Raw genomic sequence first — 15,723 nt, 5'->3', positions numbered from 1 at the left:
GGTCAGTGACCGCTTACTGGCAAATCACCTGACCAGCCAGCCGGCCCCGGCTTGGCGGCCTCCAGCTGCACCAGACTGATGGTGCGCTCCCAGAATCCCCCCTCGCAATAGGCGAAGTAGAAGTGCCAGAGCCGGATGAAATCCTGGCTGTAACCGAGCTTGGGCAGCTCGGGTGCCAGCGCCAGAAAGCGCTCGCACCAGTGAGCCAAGGTTCGGGCATAGTGATGACCGTGATCGTGCAGCCGCACCAGCTGCATGTCGGTCTCCCGCGCCAGCAACCCCGCCATCTGGGTGACGCTCGGCAGGCAGCCACCGGGGAAGATGTAGCGCTGGATAAAATCGACCCCGCGCAGATACTGGGCGTGTCGCTGATCGGCGATGGTGATGGCCTGAATGAGTAGGCGGCCACCCGGCTTGAGCAGCCGCGACAGCTGGCGGAAATAGTCGGGCAGGAAGGCGTGGCCCACCGCCTCGATCATCTCGATGGAGACCAGCTTGTCATACGTCCCCTCCAGCTTGCGGTAATCCTCCAGCAGCAAGGTGATGCGCTCCCCCAGCCCCTCCCGCGCAATCCACTCCTTGGCATAGTCATGCTGAGCCCGGGAGATGGTGGTGGTGGTCACCCGGCAACCGTAGTGGCGCGCGGCATAGACAGCGAGGCCACCCCAGCCGGTGCCGATCTCCAGCAGATGATCGTCAGGCCCCAGCTCCAGCCGCTCGCAGATGGTGTGCAACTTGGCTTGCTGACCCTCTTCGAGAGTGGCCTCGGCGCTCGGATAGATGGCGCTCGAGTACTGCATATGGCTGTCGAGAAAGCCCTGATAGAGGGTATTGCCGAGATCGTAGTGGGCGGCGATGTTGGAGCGCGAGCCGGTCAGGGTATTGCGATTAAGCCAGTGGCGCACCTTGTTAAACGGGAAGCTAAGCCAGCCGAGACGCCGCTCGAGGGAGTCAAGCAGAGTCAGGTTGCGGGCCAGCAGCCGCACCAGCGCCACCGGATCCGGGCTGGTCCAGAGCCCCTCCACCCAGGTTTCTCCGGCGGCGATGCTGCCCCCCAGCAGCAGGCGACGATAGAAGGCCGGATCCTGCACCACCAGTTCGGCATGCAGATCTGTGCCCGCGACGCCAAAACTGTGGCGCTCACCGCCATCCCACAGCAGCAGTTGGCCATGTTCGAGGCGACCCAGCAGATTGAGCAGCAGTTGTCTTGCCCCCTTGTCGATGAAAGAGGCAGAGAGGGTTGATTGAGCAAGTTCCATTAGCGGCTCTCCGGATGGGTAAAAATCGGTGTTCGTTTGATAAAAAGACGCAGGGCCTGCCAGTAGATCCCGAGCAGCACCTTCATGGTCATCCATGGCCAGCGGGCCAGCAGGGCCACCAGCCCTTTGCGCGACAAGGGTTCGCGAGTGAGCGCCAGGGTGGCGTCAAACAGCTTGGCTTCACCGGATACGGGATGACTCTCGATGTGGATCAGTGTCTCCCGCGCGGGCGGCCTGATCCGCCAGTGATAACGCATCGCCAGCCCCATAAAGGGGGATACGTGAAAATCCTTGTCATGGGGTGCCAGCGCCGCCAGATCCAGCAGGTAGTAGTGACGCTCGTTCCAGGGGGTGTTGGAGACCTCTGCCAACAGATAGCGCGCCTCGCCCTGCCGGTAGCAGAAGTAGAAGTTGACCGGGCTGAAGTAGAAGCCCAGACAGCGCACATTGCCGAGCAGTAGCACCCGCCCCTCAGGGTCAGCATCGCCACCCAGCTCGCTCACCTTCTGCCACACCGCCTGCTTGAGGCTTCCCTCACTGCCTTTGAGATAGTCATGGCGGTGAAACGAGAGCAGCCCCGAGCGCTCCACCCCGAACCAGCGCCCCTGATCGAGCTGCGGCAATTCGTCGAGATCCAGTCCCAGCATAAAGAGGCTGTAGGAGAAGGCGTGGGCCCGCGGTGCAAAACGGCGGTGGCGCACCGAGCCCTGCCAGATGGCGCTGGTGACTCCGGCCAGTTCGTTGGCCCCCTCATGTTCGGTGGCCACAGTGGCGCCGTTCATAGCTCGGCACCGAAGCGCCTGGCGACATCCAGCGCGCTGCGCACCCCATCCTCATGAAAGCCGTTGTACCAGTAGGCGCCGCAGAAGTGGGTGTGCTGCTGGCCGCAGATCTCCGCGCGGCGCTGCTGGGCAGCGATGGAGGCCTGATTGAACACCGGATGGTGGTAGACGAAGCGGCGCAGTACCTTGCTCTCATCCACCTTGCCCTTGGGGTTGAGGCTGACGCAGAAGGGCTCTGGCGAGTTCACCCCCTGCAGGATGTTCATGTTGTAGCTCACCAGCGGCCTCGCCTCGTCATTGCCATCGAGCTGATAGTTCCAGCTGGCCCATGCCTTGCGGCGGGTGGGCAGGCAGCGCGCATCGGTATGGAGCCAGACATCGTTGGCCTGATAGGGCATGTCGCCGAGAATGGCCTGCTCCAGCTCGCCGGGATCCGCCAGCAGCGCCAGCGCCTGATCGCTGTGGCAGGCAAAGATCACCTCGTCAAACTGCTCCTCGCCGTAACTGCTCTGGATCACCACACCATCCGCGTCCCGCCGTACGCTCTGCACCGGACAGGCGAGTCGGATCTGCGACTGCCATCCGGCGGTGAGTGGCCCGATATATTCCCGCGAGCCGCCCGGGATCACGTACCACTGGGGGCGATTGGCCACATCCAGCAGGCCGTGGTTGGCAAAAAAGCGCAGAAAGAAGCCAAGGGGGAAGGCGCGCATATCGGCCAGGGTCGATGACCAGATCGCCGCTCCCATCGGCAAGATGTAGTGTCGGGCGAAGTAGTCGCTAAACTCCCCCGCCAGCAGAAAGTCCCCCAGGGTCAGCTCGGGGCCAGCCCCCTGATGCTGACCATCCGCCAGCCAGGCCCGCGCCTCCCGGTTGAACCGCAAGATCTCGGCGACAAAGCCATAGAAGCGCGGACTCAGCAGATTGCTGCGCTGGGCAAATAGGGTATCGAGATTGTGGCCGTTGTACTCCAGCCCCTCCGGGCTCTTTACCGAGAAGCTCATCTCGGCCGGTTGGCGCGCCATGCCGATCCGCGCCAGCAACTTCAAGAAGTTGGGGTAGGTACGATCGTTGAAGACGATAAAGCCGGTGTCGATGGCATAGCTGCGGCCAGCCTGATTCACATCGACGGTGGCGGTGTGACCGCCCAGGGTCGGCGCCGCTTCGAACAGGGTGATGTCATGGAGTTTGTGGAGCAGAAAACCGGCGGTGAGCCCCGAGATCCCTGAACCGACGATGGCGATCTTTTTCTTCATGAATGGCTTCCTTTCGATACGAGTGCGCGGCCAAGGCGCAGCCAGAGCCCCACCGGCAGCGCACCAAGCAGGCGCAGCAACCAGATGAAATGGCGGGGAAAGTGGATCTGGTGACGACCAGCGGTCAGCCCGTCCATGATGGCACGGGAGGCCTGCTCCACCGTCACCAGACAGGGCATGGGAAAATCATTTTTGGCGGTGAGCGGCGTCTGGACAAAGCCGGGGCGGATCAGGGTCACACCGATCCCTTTGCTGGCCAAATCGAGGCGCAAGGTATCCGCCAGATAGTCGAGGGCCGCCTTGGAGGCACCATACGCCTCGGCTCGCGGCAGCGGCAGCCAGCTCACCGACGAGCTGACGATGGCCAGCCGAGATCCCGCACCGAGCAACGGCAAGAAGGCGGCCAGCGCATGACCGGTGGCGGTCAGATTGGTTTCAATCACCCGGGCAAACAGCTCGCTGTCAAACCCCTCGCCGACATCCATGTACTCGCAGTTGCCTGCGTTGAGGATCAGCAGATCGAGGGATGGCAGCGTAGCAGCCACCCCGCTCATTGCGGCCAGATCCCGGGCATCGAACTGCAGCGGCGTGACGCCTGCCAGCCCCAGTGCCTGCAGCCGTTCGCCATCGCGACCACAACCCCACACCTGCCAGCCTGAGCGCCGGTAATCCAGCGCCAACTGGCGACCGATACCGGAGGTCGCCCCGGTGATGAGCACCCGGCCGCTCATGCGCCGAGTCTCCCCTTGATGGCGCGCACCACGGGCCCGAGCAGCGGCAACTGCTCGTAGAGCATGGCGCCCAGGTCAAAATAGTCCCGGTGCTGGCACACCTTGCCCGCCTCGTCGAACTCGAGGCGGGTGGCCCCCTCCACCGTCACCGGCTCACCACCACGCAATCTGGGGTGCGAAAAGGTCATGGTCCAGCCGAGCCAGGCCTGCGGCCCTTGTTGCTGCTGACTGGTGATGACGAAGCGACAGTAGGCGAGGCGCTGATAGAGAGCGGCAAAATAGTCGCCAAGGGCCGCCAGCCCCTCGATACGGTGGGCCGGATCGGTAAAGACCACCTGTTCGGCATAGACTTCGGGCAAACGGTGCAACTGCTGTTTGTCCAGTTGCTGATAGAGGCCAATAAAGCGGGCCAGCGGCTCGTTCATCCTATTTCTCCAGAGAGCGAAACATCTCGATGGCTCTCACCCGGGCAACGGCGTGATCCACCATGGGTGCCGGATAATCCTGTCGCCCCTTGACCCGCAGCCAGTCGTGGGGCTGATGCACATAAGCGGCGGGAATATCGGCAAGTTCAGTTACCCAGGTACGGATAAACTCCCCTTGTGGATCAAATCGTTGCCCCTGAGTGGTGGGGTTGAAGACCCGAAAATAGGGCGCCGCATCGGCGCCGGTACCCGCAGCCCACTGCCAGCCGCCGTTGTTGGCCGCCAGATCGCCATCGATGAGCCGACTCATGAAGTAATCCTCCCCGAGCCGCCAGTGGATGTGGAGATCCTTGGTGAGAAAGCTCGCCACTATCATCCGCAGCCGGTTGTGCATCCAGCCGGTGGTGTTGAGACAGCGCATCGCCGCATCGACAATGGGGTAGCCGGTACGTCCCTCGCACCAGGCGGCGAAGGCATCCGGATCCCAACTCCACGGCAAGTCCGCCGTCTCGGGCTTGAAGGGGCGATTCATGGAGAGGGTCGGGATCAGTACCAGCAGGTGGCGATAGAACTCGCGCCAGATGAGCTCATTGAGCCAGACAAAGCCGGGCTGGGCTTTCGACTGGGGTCGATAGCCCAGCCGCTGCTGGAGCGCCGCCACGCACTGACGCGGGCTGATGATGCCCGCCGCCAGATAGGGGGAGAGCACGGACGTGCCTGCGATGGCAGGAAAATCCCGGGTCTCGCCATAGTCGAGCACCGCCTGCTCCAGAAAATCGTTCAAACGACGCCGGGCTTCCGCCTCCCCCACCGGCCAACGGGGGTCTGCCGTCAGCTCGCCGAGCGCCTCATCAACCCACGCCCGCTCGGCCAGCGGCTGCCACGGCAGCGGCTCGCCACGAGGCGCAGGGGCGCGGTGAATGACAAACCCCTCCTCATCGAGTGCTTTGAGCCAGGCTCGACTGAAAGGAGTGAATACCTTGAACATCTCCCCCGAGCCGGTCAGCACCCGCCCCGGCGGCAATACGCAACAGCCGTTGAGCCAGTGGCAACCCACCGCCTGCTCTGCCAGCGCAGCGCTGACGGCATGGTCGCGACGCTGCTCGTCGATCTCGATAGCCTGATTGGCGTAGAGCTGGGTCACCCCCTGCTCGCGGCAGAGGTCTGCCAACGCAGCGGGCGCCTCGACAAAAGTCTCCACTCGCAGCAGATGGAGCGGGATGCCGAGGGCCGCCAGCTCGCGGCCCAGCACATCGACCTGCGCCAACATAAAGCGCTGACGGATGGGGGCCATTTTGTGCAGCCGCCACTGGGTGGGAGAGATGATAAAGAGCGCGGCCACCGGCTCATCACCGGCGCAGGCATGCCGCAGTGCCGGGTTGTCGGCAAGGCGCAGATCATTGCGCAACCAGACCAGCTTCATGATTTTTTCCTCCCCCGTCCGCTGGCGCCAGCCGCAGCAGGTGCGTCTGCCATCAGCTCGGCAAGGCTCGCCTGCCAGCCGTGGGCTTTAAGCCACTCATCATCGTAGAGGCGCCCCAACTCGCCAAACAGACGCGTACCGGCTGGCCACCCGGCGGCCAGCTCCTGTTTGCCAAGACCGGCTCCCAGCAATACCACCCAGGGGGTAACGGCACGTCCTTCCAGCAGGCTGACATGGCGGGGCTCCACCGCCCCCAGCAGTTGCACCTCATAGCCCTGACCGATCAGCTCGTAGGCGGCCCAGACCAGATCGAGGGGGCCAACCTGTCCCCAGCTCGCCAGCGTGATCGGCACGCCCTTCTCCTGCTCGATCAGGTGGCGGGCGAAGCGGGTATGGAGCCAGCCCAGCCACACCTGTTGCAGCAACTCGCCATCGGGCCGCTCGCGCCACAGCCCCAGCAGCCGCTCCACCAGCGGTTGCAGTATCCGGCTGCGCACCAGCTCGAACGGGTAGCTCGCCAGCAAATCGTTGAGCTCGGCCTCCGCCTTGCGCTGGTTGAAGGCGAGCAGCGCCTGACTGAACTGCTCCAGGGTCTGCTGCCAGTGATCGCTCACCGGCTGGGCGTGGGGTTCGCTCAAGAGCCCCTTCACCTGCCCGATGCTCACCCCCCGCTCCAGCCAGCTCAGGATCTCGCCGATCTGGCGAATATCCTGCTCGCTGTAGAGGCGGTGGCCCTTTTCGGTACGGGCCGGCTGCACCAGACCGTAGCGACGCTGCCAGGCGCGCAGGGTCACGGCGTTGACGCCGGTGAGGCGGGAGACCTCGCGAATGGGGTAGATCCCCTCATCAGCCAGAGGAGCAACTTCTTGCGGTAAATCAGACATAACAACGTCCATCAAACAGAGGGGTGAAGCGCCCCGGCGCAAGCCATGCGCCGGGGCAACAGAACGGATTCAGAGCCCGTAACGCAATTTGAGCGTATCGGGGTGCGGATTGAGATAAACCTGCTCGGCAAGGTAGGGATTGGGGTACTCGCGCAGGTAGTGGCGGATCAGGGTGAGCGGCACCAGCAAAGGGAATATGCCGGTGCGGTACTTGTCGATGGTATCGGCCAGCTCCTGCTTCTGGGCCGGGGTCAGCACCCGCTTGAAATAGCCCTGCAGGTGCATCAGCACATTGGTATGGCTGCGGCGGTTGGCCCGCAGGGTCAGCGCCGCCATCAACCCCTTGATGTAGTTGTCGGCCACCTCCTGCAGGTTGGCGGACTTGCCCAGATTGCCGAGCAGCTTGCCAAGCGCCCGGTAGTGGGTGGTGGCGTGGGAGAGCACCAGATACTTGTAGCGGGAGTGGAAGCGGATCAGCGCAGAGGCGGTGATGCCGCGGGCGCAGAGCTGCTGCCAGTCGTGGTAGGCAAAGACCCGCAGCACGAAGTTCTCGCGCAGGATGGGGTCACACAGGCGGCCATCCTCTTCAACCGGCAACAGGGGGTTGGCCTCCATCAGCGCTTTGGCAAAGAGACCGATCCCCTCCTTGGCGCTCCCCTCGTTGTTGGCACCATAAATTCTCACCCGCTCCATACCGCAGCTGGGGGATTTGGCACAGAGGATATAGCCGGAGATAAAGTCGAGCTGGCGAGCCTTCTGCTCGCTGAAAGCAATCAGCTTCTGGGTGACATCGAAGCTGCCGTTGCTCGCCTCGGCGCGGATCTCGCCGTGACGCTTGACCAGCCGGATGGCGGCACGGGGCGCCCCGAGACCGATAGCCATCTCGGGACAGACAGGGTGATAGTCAAAGTGGGCGCCAAGATCCCGTTCGCAGAAGCTGGAGCGCTTGTGGCCCCCGTCGAAACGCACCTCTTGTCCCAACAGGCAGGCACTGATACCGACTTTAATCTTGTACATGATGGAGATCCTTGTATAAGAATTGATTCAGTTATAGCAGTTATACAAAAAAATGGAAGTTGTATAACTATTGCCAACTGATACGACACAAGGAGAAAAAGAGGATCACCGGAAAAAGAAAAAACCCATGGCAAACGCCATGGGTAAAAATCAAGACACTACGGACTACGGGAAGGGAGATTAGAAGCTGTACTTCACACCCAGGCTGGAGATGGAACCCTGTTGCACATCCCACTTGCGGTAGGTGTAGTCGGCAGTCAGTGCCCAGTTCTGGTTGAGCTTGTAGGCGCCGCCCACTTTGAAGTCGTGCATATCGCCGGTCATGTTGGCGTAGCGGTAGGCAGTGGAGAGCTCGACATTGCCGATGTCGTAGCGCAGACCCACTTCGCCGTACATGCTGCCGCTGTTTTTGCGCACGATTGCATCCCAACCCTTGTTGTCAACGTTGCTCATTACCTCTCGCTCCAGGGTATAACCCATCACACCGGTTTCACCGTAGAGGTTCAGGCCAGTGCTGAGCGGGGTAAAGACACCAACACCCAAGCTGCCAATGCCCATGCTGTCATTGCCGCCCTGGGCAGAGGTACCCTCGGAAAGCAAACGGCCGTAGAAGTGATCGGCAAAGGATTTGGACAAGTCCAGAGTCAAACCGCCAAAATCACGTGAGCCGCCATTATCCCGCGAGAAGTCCCCGCCGAATTGATCGGACTTGAGAAAATCGGACTTGGTGTGAGCCCAGGTAGCCGCGCCCTTGGCGTAGCTGAAAGCATCCTGTGCCAGTGCAGAGGTAGAAGCAAAACCGGCCAGAACCAGAAGGGAAACAGCGCTCTTTTTCATCTCATTAACTCCATTGATAAGCTCGTCGAGCTGGTATGGAGTCATTGTGCGGCGAGGTTCCCTGCTTGCCGAGCGGCAAGCTGTTGCCAAATCATGTCAGATGTAAGCAGATATTGCGGATGATGACAGGAGTTACAAATGGCTGGCGTGAGGCTCACGCCAGCCGGTAAACATTCAGCGGAAGACCACCTCGTCGATCTCGACTCGCACCAGCGGCTGACCGGTCAATCCGGCCGGACGGGCAACCTCGAGGGGCAGTGATGGACGCTCCTGTCCCTTGCGCAGATAGGTCTCCGGCAGACGGTTCTCGGCGACCCAGAAACGGGCCTCCTGACGGGAGAGCTGTACCCCCTCCTGACTGAAGAGCGTGACCCAGCCACGGACACCGACCACATTGCGGGTACCGGTATTGCCCACCATAAAGGTAAGCATCAGGGGATCTGTCCCCTCAACCTTGTCGAGCTTGACCACGATCCCGTCGCGCGCTGCCTGTGACAGCAATTCGGGGTGTGCCTTGGCCTGATCGGTCAGCACGGGTGCCGCTACCGCGACCACAGCCCCCGCTTTCGCCCCTTCGGCCAGCGCCTTGACGGGCTCGGCCGGCTTGACCACCAGATATTCCCAGGTGAAGTCATCGTTCAGTTGCACCTGACGACCATCAGGCAGGGTCACCTGGGTAACAGGAGCAGCCTGCGCCAACACGGGCGAGAGACAGAGAGCAACCAGCAGACGGGAGAAAGATTTCATGGCATGAACACTCGGTAACGGGTGAAAGGGCGACAGTATAAACAGTCGCCCCCCTCCTTGCCTATGACGGGACTCACGTTCCCGCTGTCACAGGAGCCTAGATAGCCAGGTCGTGGCGCTCTTCCTGTACCATGTCGAGGGTCACCAGATCGAACTCGGTTCCTTTGAGCGCCATCAGGATGTCCGGCTGGAGATCAAAGGCCTGCGCCCGCTGGTGTTCGGGCAGACGCACCCGGGCCAGGGTCATGCCGCAATCGGAGAGGGTGTGAAAAAACACCTGCGCTTCGTCCAGCCCCATGTCGGCCAGCATCTGCTCGGCTTGATCCACCATCCGCAGATAACGCTGCTCAAGCAGCCGTGGATTGGTGAAGCGATGGCTCAGGCAGCCATTGCCCCCCTTGCCCCAGCGACCAAGCTGGCGCTTGTTGAAGCCATAGCGAAAATCCCGCCGGGTCATCTGGTTGTCGGCAAAAAACCAGATAGTGTGGTCAGGCAGAGAACCGAATTCAGCCAGATACTCATCCCGCTCTTCCAGTGCCGCCGGCACCAGCAGGGGGAGATGGTTCCACTTTGGATGTGCCCCCACATGTTCACGCAAGCGGCGCACCGGATCGATCAGCCCCTCCATATGGGGCAGGCGATCGCAGAAGATCATTTCGTCGGTCTTGATAATCCAGTGATCGATACCGTAGCGCTGGCAGTAACGGCGGGCTCGCGCCACTTCGCTACGGCTGCGGGTCGGATTGTCAAAGGTGATGGCATGGATCTTCACGCCGCTGGCACGGCACATGTCGATGCTGTAACAGGACTCCAGTCGCCCGGAAAAAGAGACCACGACCTCCTCAAACCCGGCCAGCCGCTCAAGCATCTGCTGCTCGCGGGCCAGGAACGCATGATCATATCCCTGATTCAATAGAACGACATTGGCACCCATGACAACAGCTCCGGCGGATCAACAACAGGTTCCGGTATTGTGCAACGGGCAAGCTGAATAGACCCTTAAAAAGGTCAGGATTTGTGGTTAAAACTTGATAATGATCTCTTGCGATTCGGCCCCGACATCCTCGTTCTGGGCATCATAAACCCGCAGCCGGGCCTGATGGATCTGGTGAGCGCGAAGGAAACCTTCCGCTTGTTCCAGCGAGGTGAAGGTAAGCCGCCCTCCCTCGCTGTCGGTCAGGCAGAGGCACTCCCCTTCCGCTTCGATGCATAGTTGATAACCGCTGCCATCCTTGCAGGCGATCAGCAGGCTCGACTCAGGATAGTGACTGAGCCAATTGCGAAACCGGCCATGCTCCATAACGCTCCCAAAGGGGCATTACCCCTTGCCGGTGGCGGGCAAACAGCCCAGCTCAACCAGCTGCTGGCGGCAACTCGCCGCGTCGGTGAAGACCATGCCCCTGATGCCAAGGGCCTCTGCCGCCGCTACGTTGGCGGGGCTGTCATCGATGAAGATGCACTCTGCCGGTTTGAGATCGAACGACACCAGCAGGTAGCGATAGATATCCGGCTCCGGCTTCATCATCCGCACCCGCGCCGAAACCACCTTGCCACTGAAAAAGCGCCAGAAATCCTGATGCTGCTCCAGCCAGTCGATGCTGGCGTGCCCCATGTTGGAAAGGGCATAGAGCGAATGGCCTGCTCCGTGCAGCTCGGCCATCAAGGTTAGCATAGCGGGATCTGGCAACAGCGACGGAGGCACCGCCTGCAAAATCGCCAGGTTTTCTGCGGCGCTCAGCCCGGTTCTGCGCTCTGCCTGACGAGCCATGGTGTGCAGTGACATTGTGCCTCTGTCCACCTCCAGCCAGTCCTGATGATTAAACAGCCGTTCCGCCAGCTGCTCGGCCCCTTCTGGGCCACGCACCGAGCTCACTATGCCGACCGGATCCCAGCTCACCACCACCCGTCCCAAATCGAAAATAATCGCCATCACAACCTCCTGCAGCTCTGAATCGCGGGCAAAAATTCAGCTTCATATAAAGCCGTTTATACACCTGCCACTTGACCGGATACCCTGCCCCCATCTTGCGGTGCGGGCAAGTTTTACTTGCATCACAGCGGCAAATCCCTTAATGGTTATGACGTTACTTCAAGGACACACTTATGCACGCACCATTCTTCTTTGCTTTCTCGTTTATCCGGCCCGCTTGAGGGAAGGCCTGTCGTCGTGTGAACAGAAAGCAAAGACGAATCAAGCCTCCCCTCGCGGAGGCTTTTTTTTGCATCAATATCAATCGATTAATTGGATAGGGAACCATCATGGCAACGCTCGACGAGATCAGACAAGACATCACCCGGTTGGATCAGGAGCTGCTTGCCCTGCTGGCAAAACGCAAGACCCTCAGCATCGAGGTAGCCCGAGCCAAGCAAGCCAACCCACGCCCCATCCGTGACCACCAGCGGGAGCAGGAGCTGCTGGTCGCCCTGATCCAGCAAGGGCGCGTGCTGGGGCTTGATGCCCAGTACATCACCCGCATCTATCACACCATCATCGAGGACTCGGTGCTCTCCCAGCAGGCCTATCTGCAGAGCCTGCTCAACCCGGAACAGCAGGAGCCGATGACCAGCGTCGCCTATCTGGGGCCACGCGGTTCTTACTCCAGCCTGGCCGCCCGCAAATATCTGGCGCGCTACAAGGATCAGGTGATCGAGGTGAACTGCCAGAACTTCCGCGAAGTGCTGGATGCGGTGGAGTCGGGTCGCGCCGCCTTTGGCGTGCTGCCCATCGAGAACACCAGCTCGGGCTCCATCAACGAAGTCTATGACGTGATGCAGCACACCAGCCTCTCCATCGTCGGCGAGCTCACCTACCCCATCGAGCACTGCATCCTCACCGCCGTGCCGACCGAGCTTGGCCGCATCAAGACCTTCTATGCCCACCCGCAGGTGTTCCAGCAGTGCTCCCACTATCTGAGCAAGCTGGAAGGGGCGCGCCACGAGATCTGCGACTCCTCCTCCAGCGCCATGATGAAGGTGAAAGAGCTGGCAAGCCCGGAGGCCGCCGCCATCGGCAGCGCGGCTGGTGGTGAACTGTATGGTCTGGACGTGCTGGCCGAACAGCTCGCCAACCAGAAAGAGAACTACAGCCGCTTCATCGTGGTGGCGCGCAAGCCCATCGACGTGGCACCGCAGATCCCGGCCAAGACTACCCTCATCATGTCCACCTCCCAGAAGCCGGGTTCACTGGTCGAGGCGCTGCTGGTGCTGCGCAACCACGAGATCAACATGACCAAACTCGAATCCCGTCCGGTGCAGGGCAACCCGTGGGAAGAGATGTTCTACCTCGACGTCTCCGCCAACCTCAACACCCCGGCGATGCAGGCTGCACTGGTGGAGCTGACCAAGATCACCCGCTACATCAAGGTGCTGGGCTGCTACCCGAGCGAGGATGTCAAACCGACCGCAGTGCCACCGGTACTGATGGGCAAATAATCGAGCCAATCGGCAAGAGGCGGGCATCATGCCCGCCTCTGTTTTTTCTGCCACCTGCCCACCTGAAGCGCTGAACAGGCTGTAGCCAGGTGCCAAAACTCGCCACCACGGGCTATTTATTGTTCATCAAAACTAAATGACTACTCCCCATCATCAAGAAAAAATTGACGACATAACCCGCTAAAAAGGCCCTTGCCGCAGCTAAATGGCCTGTCCAGAGCCATTTTTCCCTGCCGGGCCCCGGATCCTGACTCTTCCCGATAACAAAAAGGCGAGCCGCTGGCTCGCCTTGAACACTCCACTTTTGACCGGTTCACATCAGAACTGACCGGCCATCAGCTGGTTGATGTTGTAGAGGGCGCGGGTATCGAGCTCCATCTCGGTGGCATAGGTGTTGCCGCGGGGATAGGAGGCCACCACCCGGGCACCACGCACCACACCGGCGACCGACACATCGAGCGAGTTGGAGGTCTGGGTCAGGTCACGATAGCTGCTCTGGCCGCGCACCTGCTGGCCATTGAGCTGCTCGGCCAGCTCGCGATAGGCATCCATCTTGGAAGCGCGGATCGCCTGCAGCATCTTCTCCGACTGGGAGGGGCCGGGCTGGATGTCGATCACCGCATAGCCCACCGCCTTGAGCACCGGAAAATCATCGGGCTTGCCACCCTGGGTGTAATCCGTCACCCGGTTGTAGCTGCAACCGGTGAGCAAGAGTGCCAGCAGGCAACCAAACAACATCTTCATGACTTGCTCCTTATGGGGTCAGGTTGACCAGATGACCACCCGGTCGGGCCTGACTGTCACGCATCAGATAACCGCGGTTAATCGATGCCCGACCAAACGAGTTGTTGGCACCGAACAGATATTTCTGCGGGATCAGGCTCTGGGCCGTGGTCTCAACCATCTTGGTACGCATGTCGATGATGCGGGCGTTGACCAGGATCCCCTTGCTGTTGCGACTGAAGGTGCCGACCAGAATGCGCGAGATAGGGAGACGGGGAGAGAGCTCCTTGTAGTTGCGGCTCAGCACAAAATCCCCCTGCGGCGTTACCTTGATGCTGCCGGTCAGCTTGAAGTCCACCACCACCTCGCCGCGGCGGTTGAGCTCGTAGATAAAGCTCTCCTCAATCTGCTGCCCCATCCAGTTGGTATCCTGCAGGGTATCGAGATCGACAAAAGAGGCTACCGCGATGGGATCGGTCAGAGTGGAGAGCGATTTGCGCTCCATCAGCTGATCGGTCATGCGTGCCACCAGCCAGTTGAGCTCCATCCCCTGCGCCGCCTGACGCGGATCACCCAGATCCCGATTTATAGGGTCGGAGCCGCAGCCGGCCAATGCCAGAGCGAGCGCCAACGCCGTGATGAATTTGTTCATGGATACCTTTCCTGTATCTGCACCTGATTTGTTATCGGACGCGTCGGCCAAACCTTGAGCCGGGAATGAGGCATGATTCTTGCTGAAACATTCGCTGTTAAGCCAATCTCTGGCGGATGGCCAGAAAAACGCCATCTAACAACTGTTGTGATCCATGTCGGCCCGCCATGCCCTCTTCAAGAGAAGAGGCTGCGAGTCGCCTAATCAAGGTATCTGCTATGAAATTACCGCTGCTGTTGACCCTGCTGCTGGCCAGCCTGAGCGCCCGCGCCGAGCTTATCGAAGCGCAGGGCAGTGCTGCCATTCTGGGGGGGGATGAAGTCTACGCCCGTGAACAGGCGACTCGCGATGCCCTGCGTCAGGCGCTGCTGGCCAGCGGCGCCGCCGTCTCCAGCGTACAGCGTCTGGAAAATGGCAGCCTGCGATCCGAGCAGATCCAGATCCGCTCCGGCGGCGACATTCGCCAGTACCGCCTCAAACGGGAAGAGGTGCGCAACGGCCGCATGTACATCACGCTAGTGGCCGACATTCAGGCCGAACGCCAGATCTGCCAGACCCAGCACTTCGCCAAGGATTTGACACTGGTCAGGCTGCGCCTGCGCTACCCCGATCAGGCCAGCTACGGCGCCATGGACGACATGCCGGAAAACCTCTCGCGGCGGTTGTTCGAAACCCTCGCCAACGCCCCGCAAGGAGTTGCGGTGCGTCAGTGGCTGGATGAAAACCTGCGCATCGACCCGCTTCACCTGCAACAGGGGGATCGCAGTGCCCTCGAGGAGATCAAGGCGCTCAGCCTGCGCACCGACAGCCAGTATCTGGTGCTCGGCAGCATCGACGATCTCTCCATCGAACCGCAGGGCAACCAGCTGACCAGCTGGTATCAGGATCCCGTCCGCAATTTTCGCATGCAGCTCTACCTGTTCGACGGCATCAACGGCAGCCTGATCAACCGCAAGGTCTATGAAGGGCGCGCCACCTGGACCTTTGGCAAGCGGGATCTGGTGGGCAGCAACAGCGGCCAGTTCTGGCAGTCGAGCTACGGCCAGGAGGTCAACTACCAGCTGCAGCAGGCCGCTCAGGATCTGGTGGCCCAGCTCACCTGTGCCCCGGTCACCGCCCGGGTGGTCGGCCAGAACGAACGCGGCCCCTACATCAATCTGGGGCGGCGCAACGGCGTCAAGCTCGGCGACCAGTTCCGCATCCAGCACAACGCCGACTTCATCGACCCCTACGGCAAGTCCCGCATGATGCGCAACCCGGCCGACGGTCTGTTCGAAGTGGTGCAGGTGTTCGACGACGGTGCCATCATTCGCAGCCAGAACAAATATTCACCATTCAACATCCAGAACGGGGATTTGGCAGTATTGGAATAGGAATCAAGGGTTTAAAAGGGAGTTGCTTCTTGTATAATGCCCGCCACAAGGCTCCCGTAGCTCAGTAGGATAGAGCGGTCCCCTCCTAAGGGACAGGCCACTGGTTCGACTCCAGTCGGGAGCGCCATACAAAACAAGGGGTTGGCATCATCATGGTGCCAAGCCCTTGGTCGTTTTTGATG

At 60.9% G+C, this 15,723-nt stretch carries 17 protein-coding genes, 1 tRNA gene and 1 other annotated feature; of the genes, 3 read left to right on the top strand and 15 right to left on the bottom strand.

All coding sequences use genetic code 11. The features are described 5' to 3' along the window. Positions 1 to 2: 2 nt before the first annotated feature. The 13 genes from NOM67_RS07720 to NOM67_RS07660 all read right to left on the bottom strand — a co-directional run bounded on the left by NOM67_RS07720 (position 3) and on the right by NOM67_RS07660 (position 11,291). Positions 3 to 1,259: a cyclopropane-fatty-acyl-phospholipid synthase family protein gene (locus NOM67_RS07720; protein ID WP_255935547.1), complete on the bottom strand. Its 1,257-nt coding sequence runs from the start codon at positions 1,257 to 1,259 to the stop codon at positions 3 to 5. Further along, complete coding sequence (locus NOM67_RS07715) at positions 1,259 to 2,041, bottom strand: DUF1365 domain-containing protein (RefSeq protein WP_255935545.1); 783 nt, start codon at positions 2,039 to 2,041, stop codon at positions 1,259 to 1,261. The genes NOM67_RS07720 and NOM67_RS07715 overlap by 1 nt, the downstream gene beginning before the upstream one ends. After that, positions 2,038 to 3,297, bottom strand: coding sequence for an NAD(P)/FAD-dependent oxidoreductase (locus NOM67_RS07710; protein WP_255935543.1), 1,260 nt, complete (start codon positions 3,295 to 3,297; stop codon positions 2,038 to 2,040). The genes NOM67_RS07715 and NOM67_RS07710 overlap by 4 nt, the downstream gene beginning before the upstream one ends. Next, positions 3,294 to 4,028, bottom strand: a complete 735-nt coding sequence (locus NOM67_RS07705; RefSeq protein WP_255935540.1) for an SDR family NAD(P)-dependent oxidoreductase — start codon at positions 4,026 to 4,028, stop codon at positions 3,294 to 3,296. The genes NOM67_RS07710 and NOM67_RS07705 overlap by 4 nt, the downstream gene beginning before the upstream one ends. After that, positions 4,025 to 4,453, bottom strand: coding sequence for a nuclear transport factor 2 family protein (locus NOM67_RS07700; protein WP_064337133.1), 429 nt, complete (start codon positions 4,451 to 4,453; stop codon positions 4,025 to 4,027). The genes NOM67_RS07705 and NOM67_RS07700 overlap by 4 nt, the downstream gene beginning before the upstream one ends. A gap of 1 nt (position 4,454) precedes the next feature. Beyond that, positions 4,455 to 5,876: a deoxyribodipyrimidine photo-lyase gene (phrB, locus tag NOM67_RS07695; RefSeq protein ID WP_255935534.1), complete on the bottom strand. Its 1,422-nt coding sequence runs from the start codon at positions 5,874 to 5,876 to the stop codon at positions 4,455 to 4,457. Continuing rightward, positions 5,873 to 6,760 (bottom strand): MerR family transcriptional regulator, encoded by an 888-nt coding sequence (locus tag NOM67_RS07690; protein ID WP_255935533.1) that lies wholly within the window; start codon positions 6,758 to 6,760, stop codon positions 5,873 to 5,875. Before NOM67_RS07690 ends, phrB begins: the two co-directional genes overlap by 4 nt. Before the next feature lie 69 nt (positions 6,761 to 6,829). After that, positions 6,830 to 7,777, bottom strand: a complete 948-nt coding sequence (locus NOM67_RS07685; protein WP_255935532.1) for a DUF523 and DUF1722 domain-containing protein — start codon at positions 7,775 to 7,777, stop codon at positions 6,830 to 6,832. Positions 7,778 to 7,957: 180 nt separating this feature from the next. Continuing rightward, positions 7,958 to 8,614: an autotransporter outer membrane beta-barrel domain-containing protein gene (locus tag NOM67_RS07680; protein ID WP_071912309.1), complete on the bottom strand. Its 657-nt coding sequence runs from the start codon at positions 8,612 to 8,614 to the stop codon at positions 7,958 to 7,960. 174 nt (positions 8,615 to 8,788) lie between these two features. Next, entirely contained in the window at positions 8,789 to 9,361 is a 573-nt protein-coding gene (locus NOM67_RS07675) for a DUF3157 family protein (RefSeq protein WP_255935529.1), read from the bottom strand. Between the two features lie 97 nt (positions 9,362 to 9,458). Continuing rightward, positions 9,459 to 10,295 carry a 7-cyano-7-deazaguanine synthase gene (locus tag NOM67_RS07670; RefSeq protein WP_042032130.1) on the bottom strand — a complete coding sequence of 279 codons (837 nt, stop codon included), beginning with the start codon at positions 10,293 to 10,295 and terminating at the stop codon, positions 9,459 to 9,461. An 87-nt stretch (positions 10,296 to 10,382) separates the two neighbouring features. Further along, a complete protein-coding gene (locus NOM67_RS07665; RefSeq protein ID WP_033114194.1) occupies positions 10,383 to 10,661 on the bottom strand; it encodes a DUF6482 family protein in 279 nt (92 codons plus the stop codon). Positions 10,662 to 10,679: 18 nt separating this feature from the next. Beyond that, entirely contained in the window at positions 10,680 to 11,291 is a 612-nt protein-coding gene (locus NOM67_RS07660; RefSeq protein WP_182927369.1) for an HAD family phosphatase, read from the bottom strand. 169 nt (positions 11,292 to 11,460) lie between these two features. Further along, positions 11,461 to 11,582: a sequence feature (Phe leader region), on the top strand. A gap of 38 nt (positions 11,583 to 11,620) precedes the next feature. Between NOM67_RS07660 and pheA the strand changes: the two genes are divergently transcribed. Then, positions 11,621 to 12,793 carry a prephenate dehydratase gene (pheA, locus tag NOM67_RS07655; protein WP_043851727.1) on the top strand — a complete coding sequence of 391 codons (1,173 nt, stop codon included), beginning with the start codon at positions 11,621 to 11,623 and terminating at the stop codon, positions 12,791 to 12,793. A 318-nt stretch (positions 12,794 to 13,111) separates the two neighbouring features. Here pheA and NOM67_RS07650 read toward each other — a convergent pair whose 3' ends face one another. Both NOM67_RS07650 and NOM67_RS07645 read right to left on the bottom strand, forming a co-directional pair. Further along, positions 13,112 to 13,537, bottom strand: coding sequence for an LPP20 family lipoprotein (locus NOM67_RS07650; RefSeq protein WP_041208020.1), 426 nt, complete (start codon positions 13,535 to 13,537; stop codon positions 13,112 to 13,114). Between the two features lie 10 nt (positions 13,538 to 13,547). Continuing rightward, a complete protein-coding gene (locus NOM67_RS07645; protein ID WP_255935518.1) occupies positions 13,548 to 14,168 on the bottom strand; it encodes a FlgO family outer membrane protein in 621 nt (206 codons plus the stop codon). A gap of 218 nt (positions 14,169 to 14,386) precedes the next feature. Here NOM67_RS07645 and NOM67_RS07640 point away from each other — a divergent pair, with 218 nt between their 5' ends. Both NOM67_RS07640 and NOM67_RS07635 read left to right on the top strand, forming a co-directional pair. Next, the gene (locus tag NOM67_RS07640; RefSeq protein WP_255935515.1) at positions 14,387 to 15,541 is read left to right on the top strand and encodes a flagella assembly protein FlgT; all 1,155 of its coding nucleotides are present in this window, start codon (positions 14,387 to 14,389) and stop codon (positions 15,539 to 15,541) included. 50 nt (positions 15,542 to 15,591) lie between these two features. Beyond that, positions 15,592 to 15,668 (top strand) — tRNA-Arg (locus tag NOM67_RS07635). The last annotated feature ends 55 nt before the right edge of the window (positions 15,669 to 15,723 follow it).

This window comes from Aeromonas sp. SG16, assembly GCF_024436135.1.
Lineage (GTDB): Bacteria > Pseudomonadota > Gammaproteobacteria > Enterobacterales > Aeromonadaceae > Aeromonas > Aeromonas jandaei.
Note: the sequence above shows the minus strand (reverse complement) of the source record. Positions and strands in the feature narration are given on the sequence as shown.

What these genes read in the sequence shown, in the direction of transcription:
- NOM67_RS07680 (WP_071912309.1), bottom strand. Translation starts at nt 8,614, where the DNA reads ATGAAAAAGAGCGCTGTTTCCCTTCTGGTTCTGGCCGGTTTTGCTTCT.
- NOM67_RS07675 (WP_255935529.1), bottom strand. Translation starts at nt 9,361, where the DNA reads ATGAAATCTTTCTCCCGTCTGCTGGTTGCTCTCTGTCTCTCGCCCGTG.
- pheA (WP_043851727.1), top strand. Translation starts at nt 11,621, where the DNA reads ATGGCAACGCTCGACGAGATCAGACAAGACATCACCCGGTTGGATCAG.
- NOM67_RS07705 (WP_255935540.1), bottom strand. Translation starts at nt 4,028, where the DNA reads ATGAGCGGCCGGGTGCTCATCACCGGGGCGACCTCCGGTATCGGTCGC.
- NOM67_RS07715 (WP_255935545.1), bottom strand. Translation starts at nt 2,041, where the DNA reads ATGAACGGCGCCACTGTGGCCACCGAACATGAGGGGGCCAACGAACTG.
- NOM67_RS07670 (WP_042032130.1), bottom strand. Translation starts at nt 10,295, where the DNA reads ATGGGTGCCAATGTCGTTCTATTGAATCAGGGATATGATCATGCGTTC.
- NOM67_RS07685 (WP_255935532.1), bottom strand. Translation starts at nt 7,777, where the DNA reads ATGTACAAGATTAAAGTCGGTATCAGTGCCTGCCTGTTGGGACAAGAG.
- phrB (WP_255935534.1), bottom strand. Translation starts at nt 5,876, where the DNA reads ATGAAGCTGGTCTGGTTGCGCAATGATCTGCGCCTTGCCGACAACCCG.
- NOM67_RS07645 (WP_255935518.1), bottom strand. Translation starts at nt 14,168, where the DNA reads ATGAACAAATTCATCACGGCGTTGGCGCTCGCTCTGGCATTGGCCGGC.
- NOM67_RS07665 (WP_033114194.1), bottom strand. Translation starts at nt 10,661, where the DNA reads ATGGAGCATGGCCGGTTTCGCAATTGGCTCAGTCACTATCCTGAGTCG.
- NOM67_RS07650 (WP_041208020.1), bottom strand. Translation starts at nt 13,537, where the DNA reads ATGAAGATGTTGTTTGGTTGCCTGCTGGCACTCTTGCTCACCGGTTGC.
- NOM67_RS07660 (WP_182927369.1), bottom strand. Translation starts at nt 11,291, where the DNA reads ATGGCGATTATTTTCGATTTGGGACGGGTGGTGGTGAGCTGGGATCCG.
- NOM67_RS07700 (WP_064337133.1), bottom strand. Translation starts at nt 4,453, where the DNA reads ATGAACGAGCCGCTGGCCCGCTTTATTGGCCTCTATCAGCAACTGGAC.
- NOM67_RS07640 (WP_255935515.1), top strand. Translation starts at nt 14,387, where the DNA reads ATGAAATTACCGCTGCTGTTGACCCTGCTGCTGGCCAGCCTGAGCGCC.
- NOM67_RS07720 (WP_255935547.1), bottom strand. Translation starts at nt 1,259, where the DNA reads ATGGAACTTGCTCAATCAACCCTCTCTGCCTCTTTCATCGACAAGGGG.
- NOM67_RS07690 (WP_255935533.1), bottom strand. Translation starts at nt 6,760, where the DNA reads ATGTCTGATTTACCGCAAGAAGTTGCTCCTCTGGCTGATGAGGGGATC.
- NOM67_RS07710 (WP_255935543.1), bottom strand. Translation starts at nt 3,297, where the DNA reads ATGAAGAAAAAGATCGCCATCGTCGGTTCAGGGATCTCGGGGCTCACC.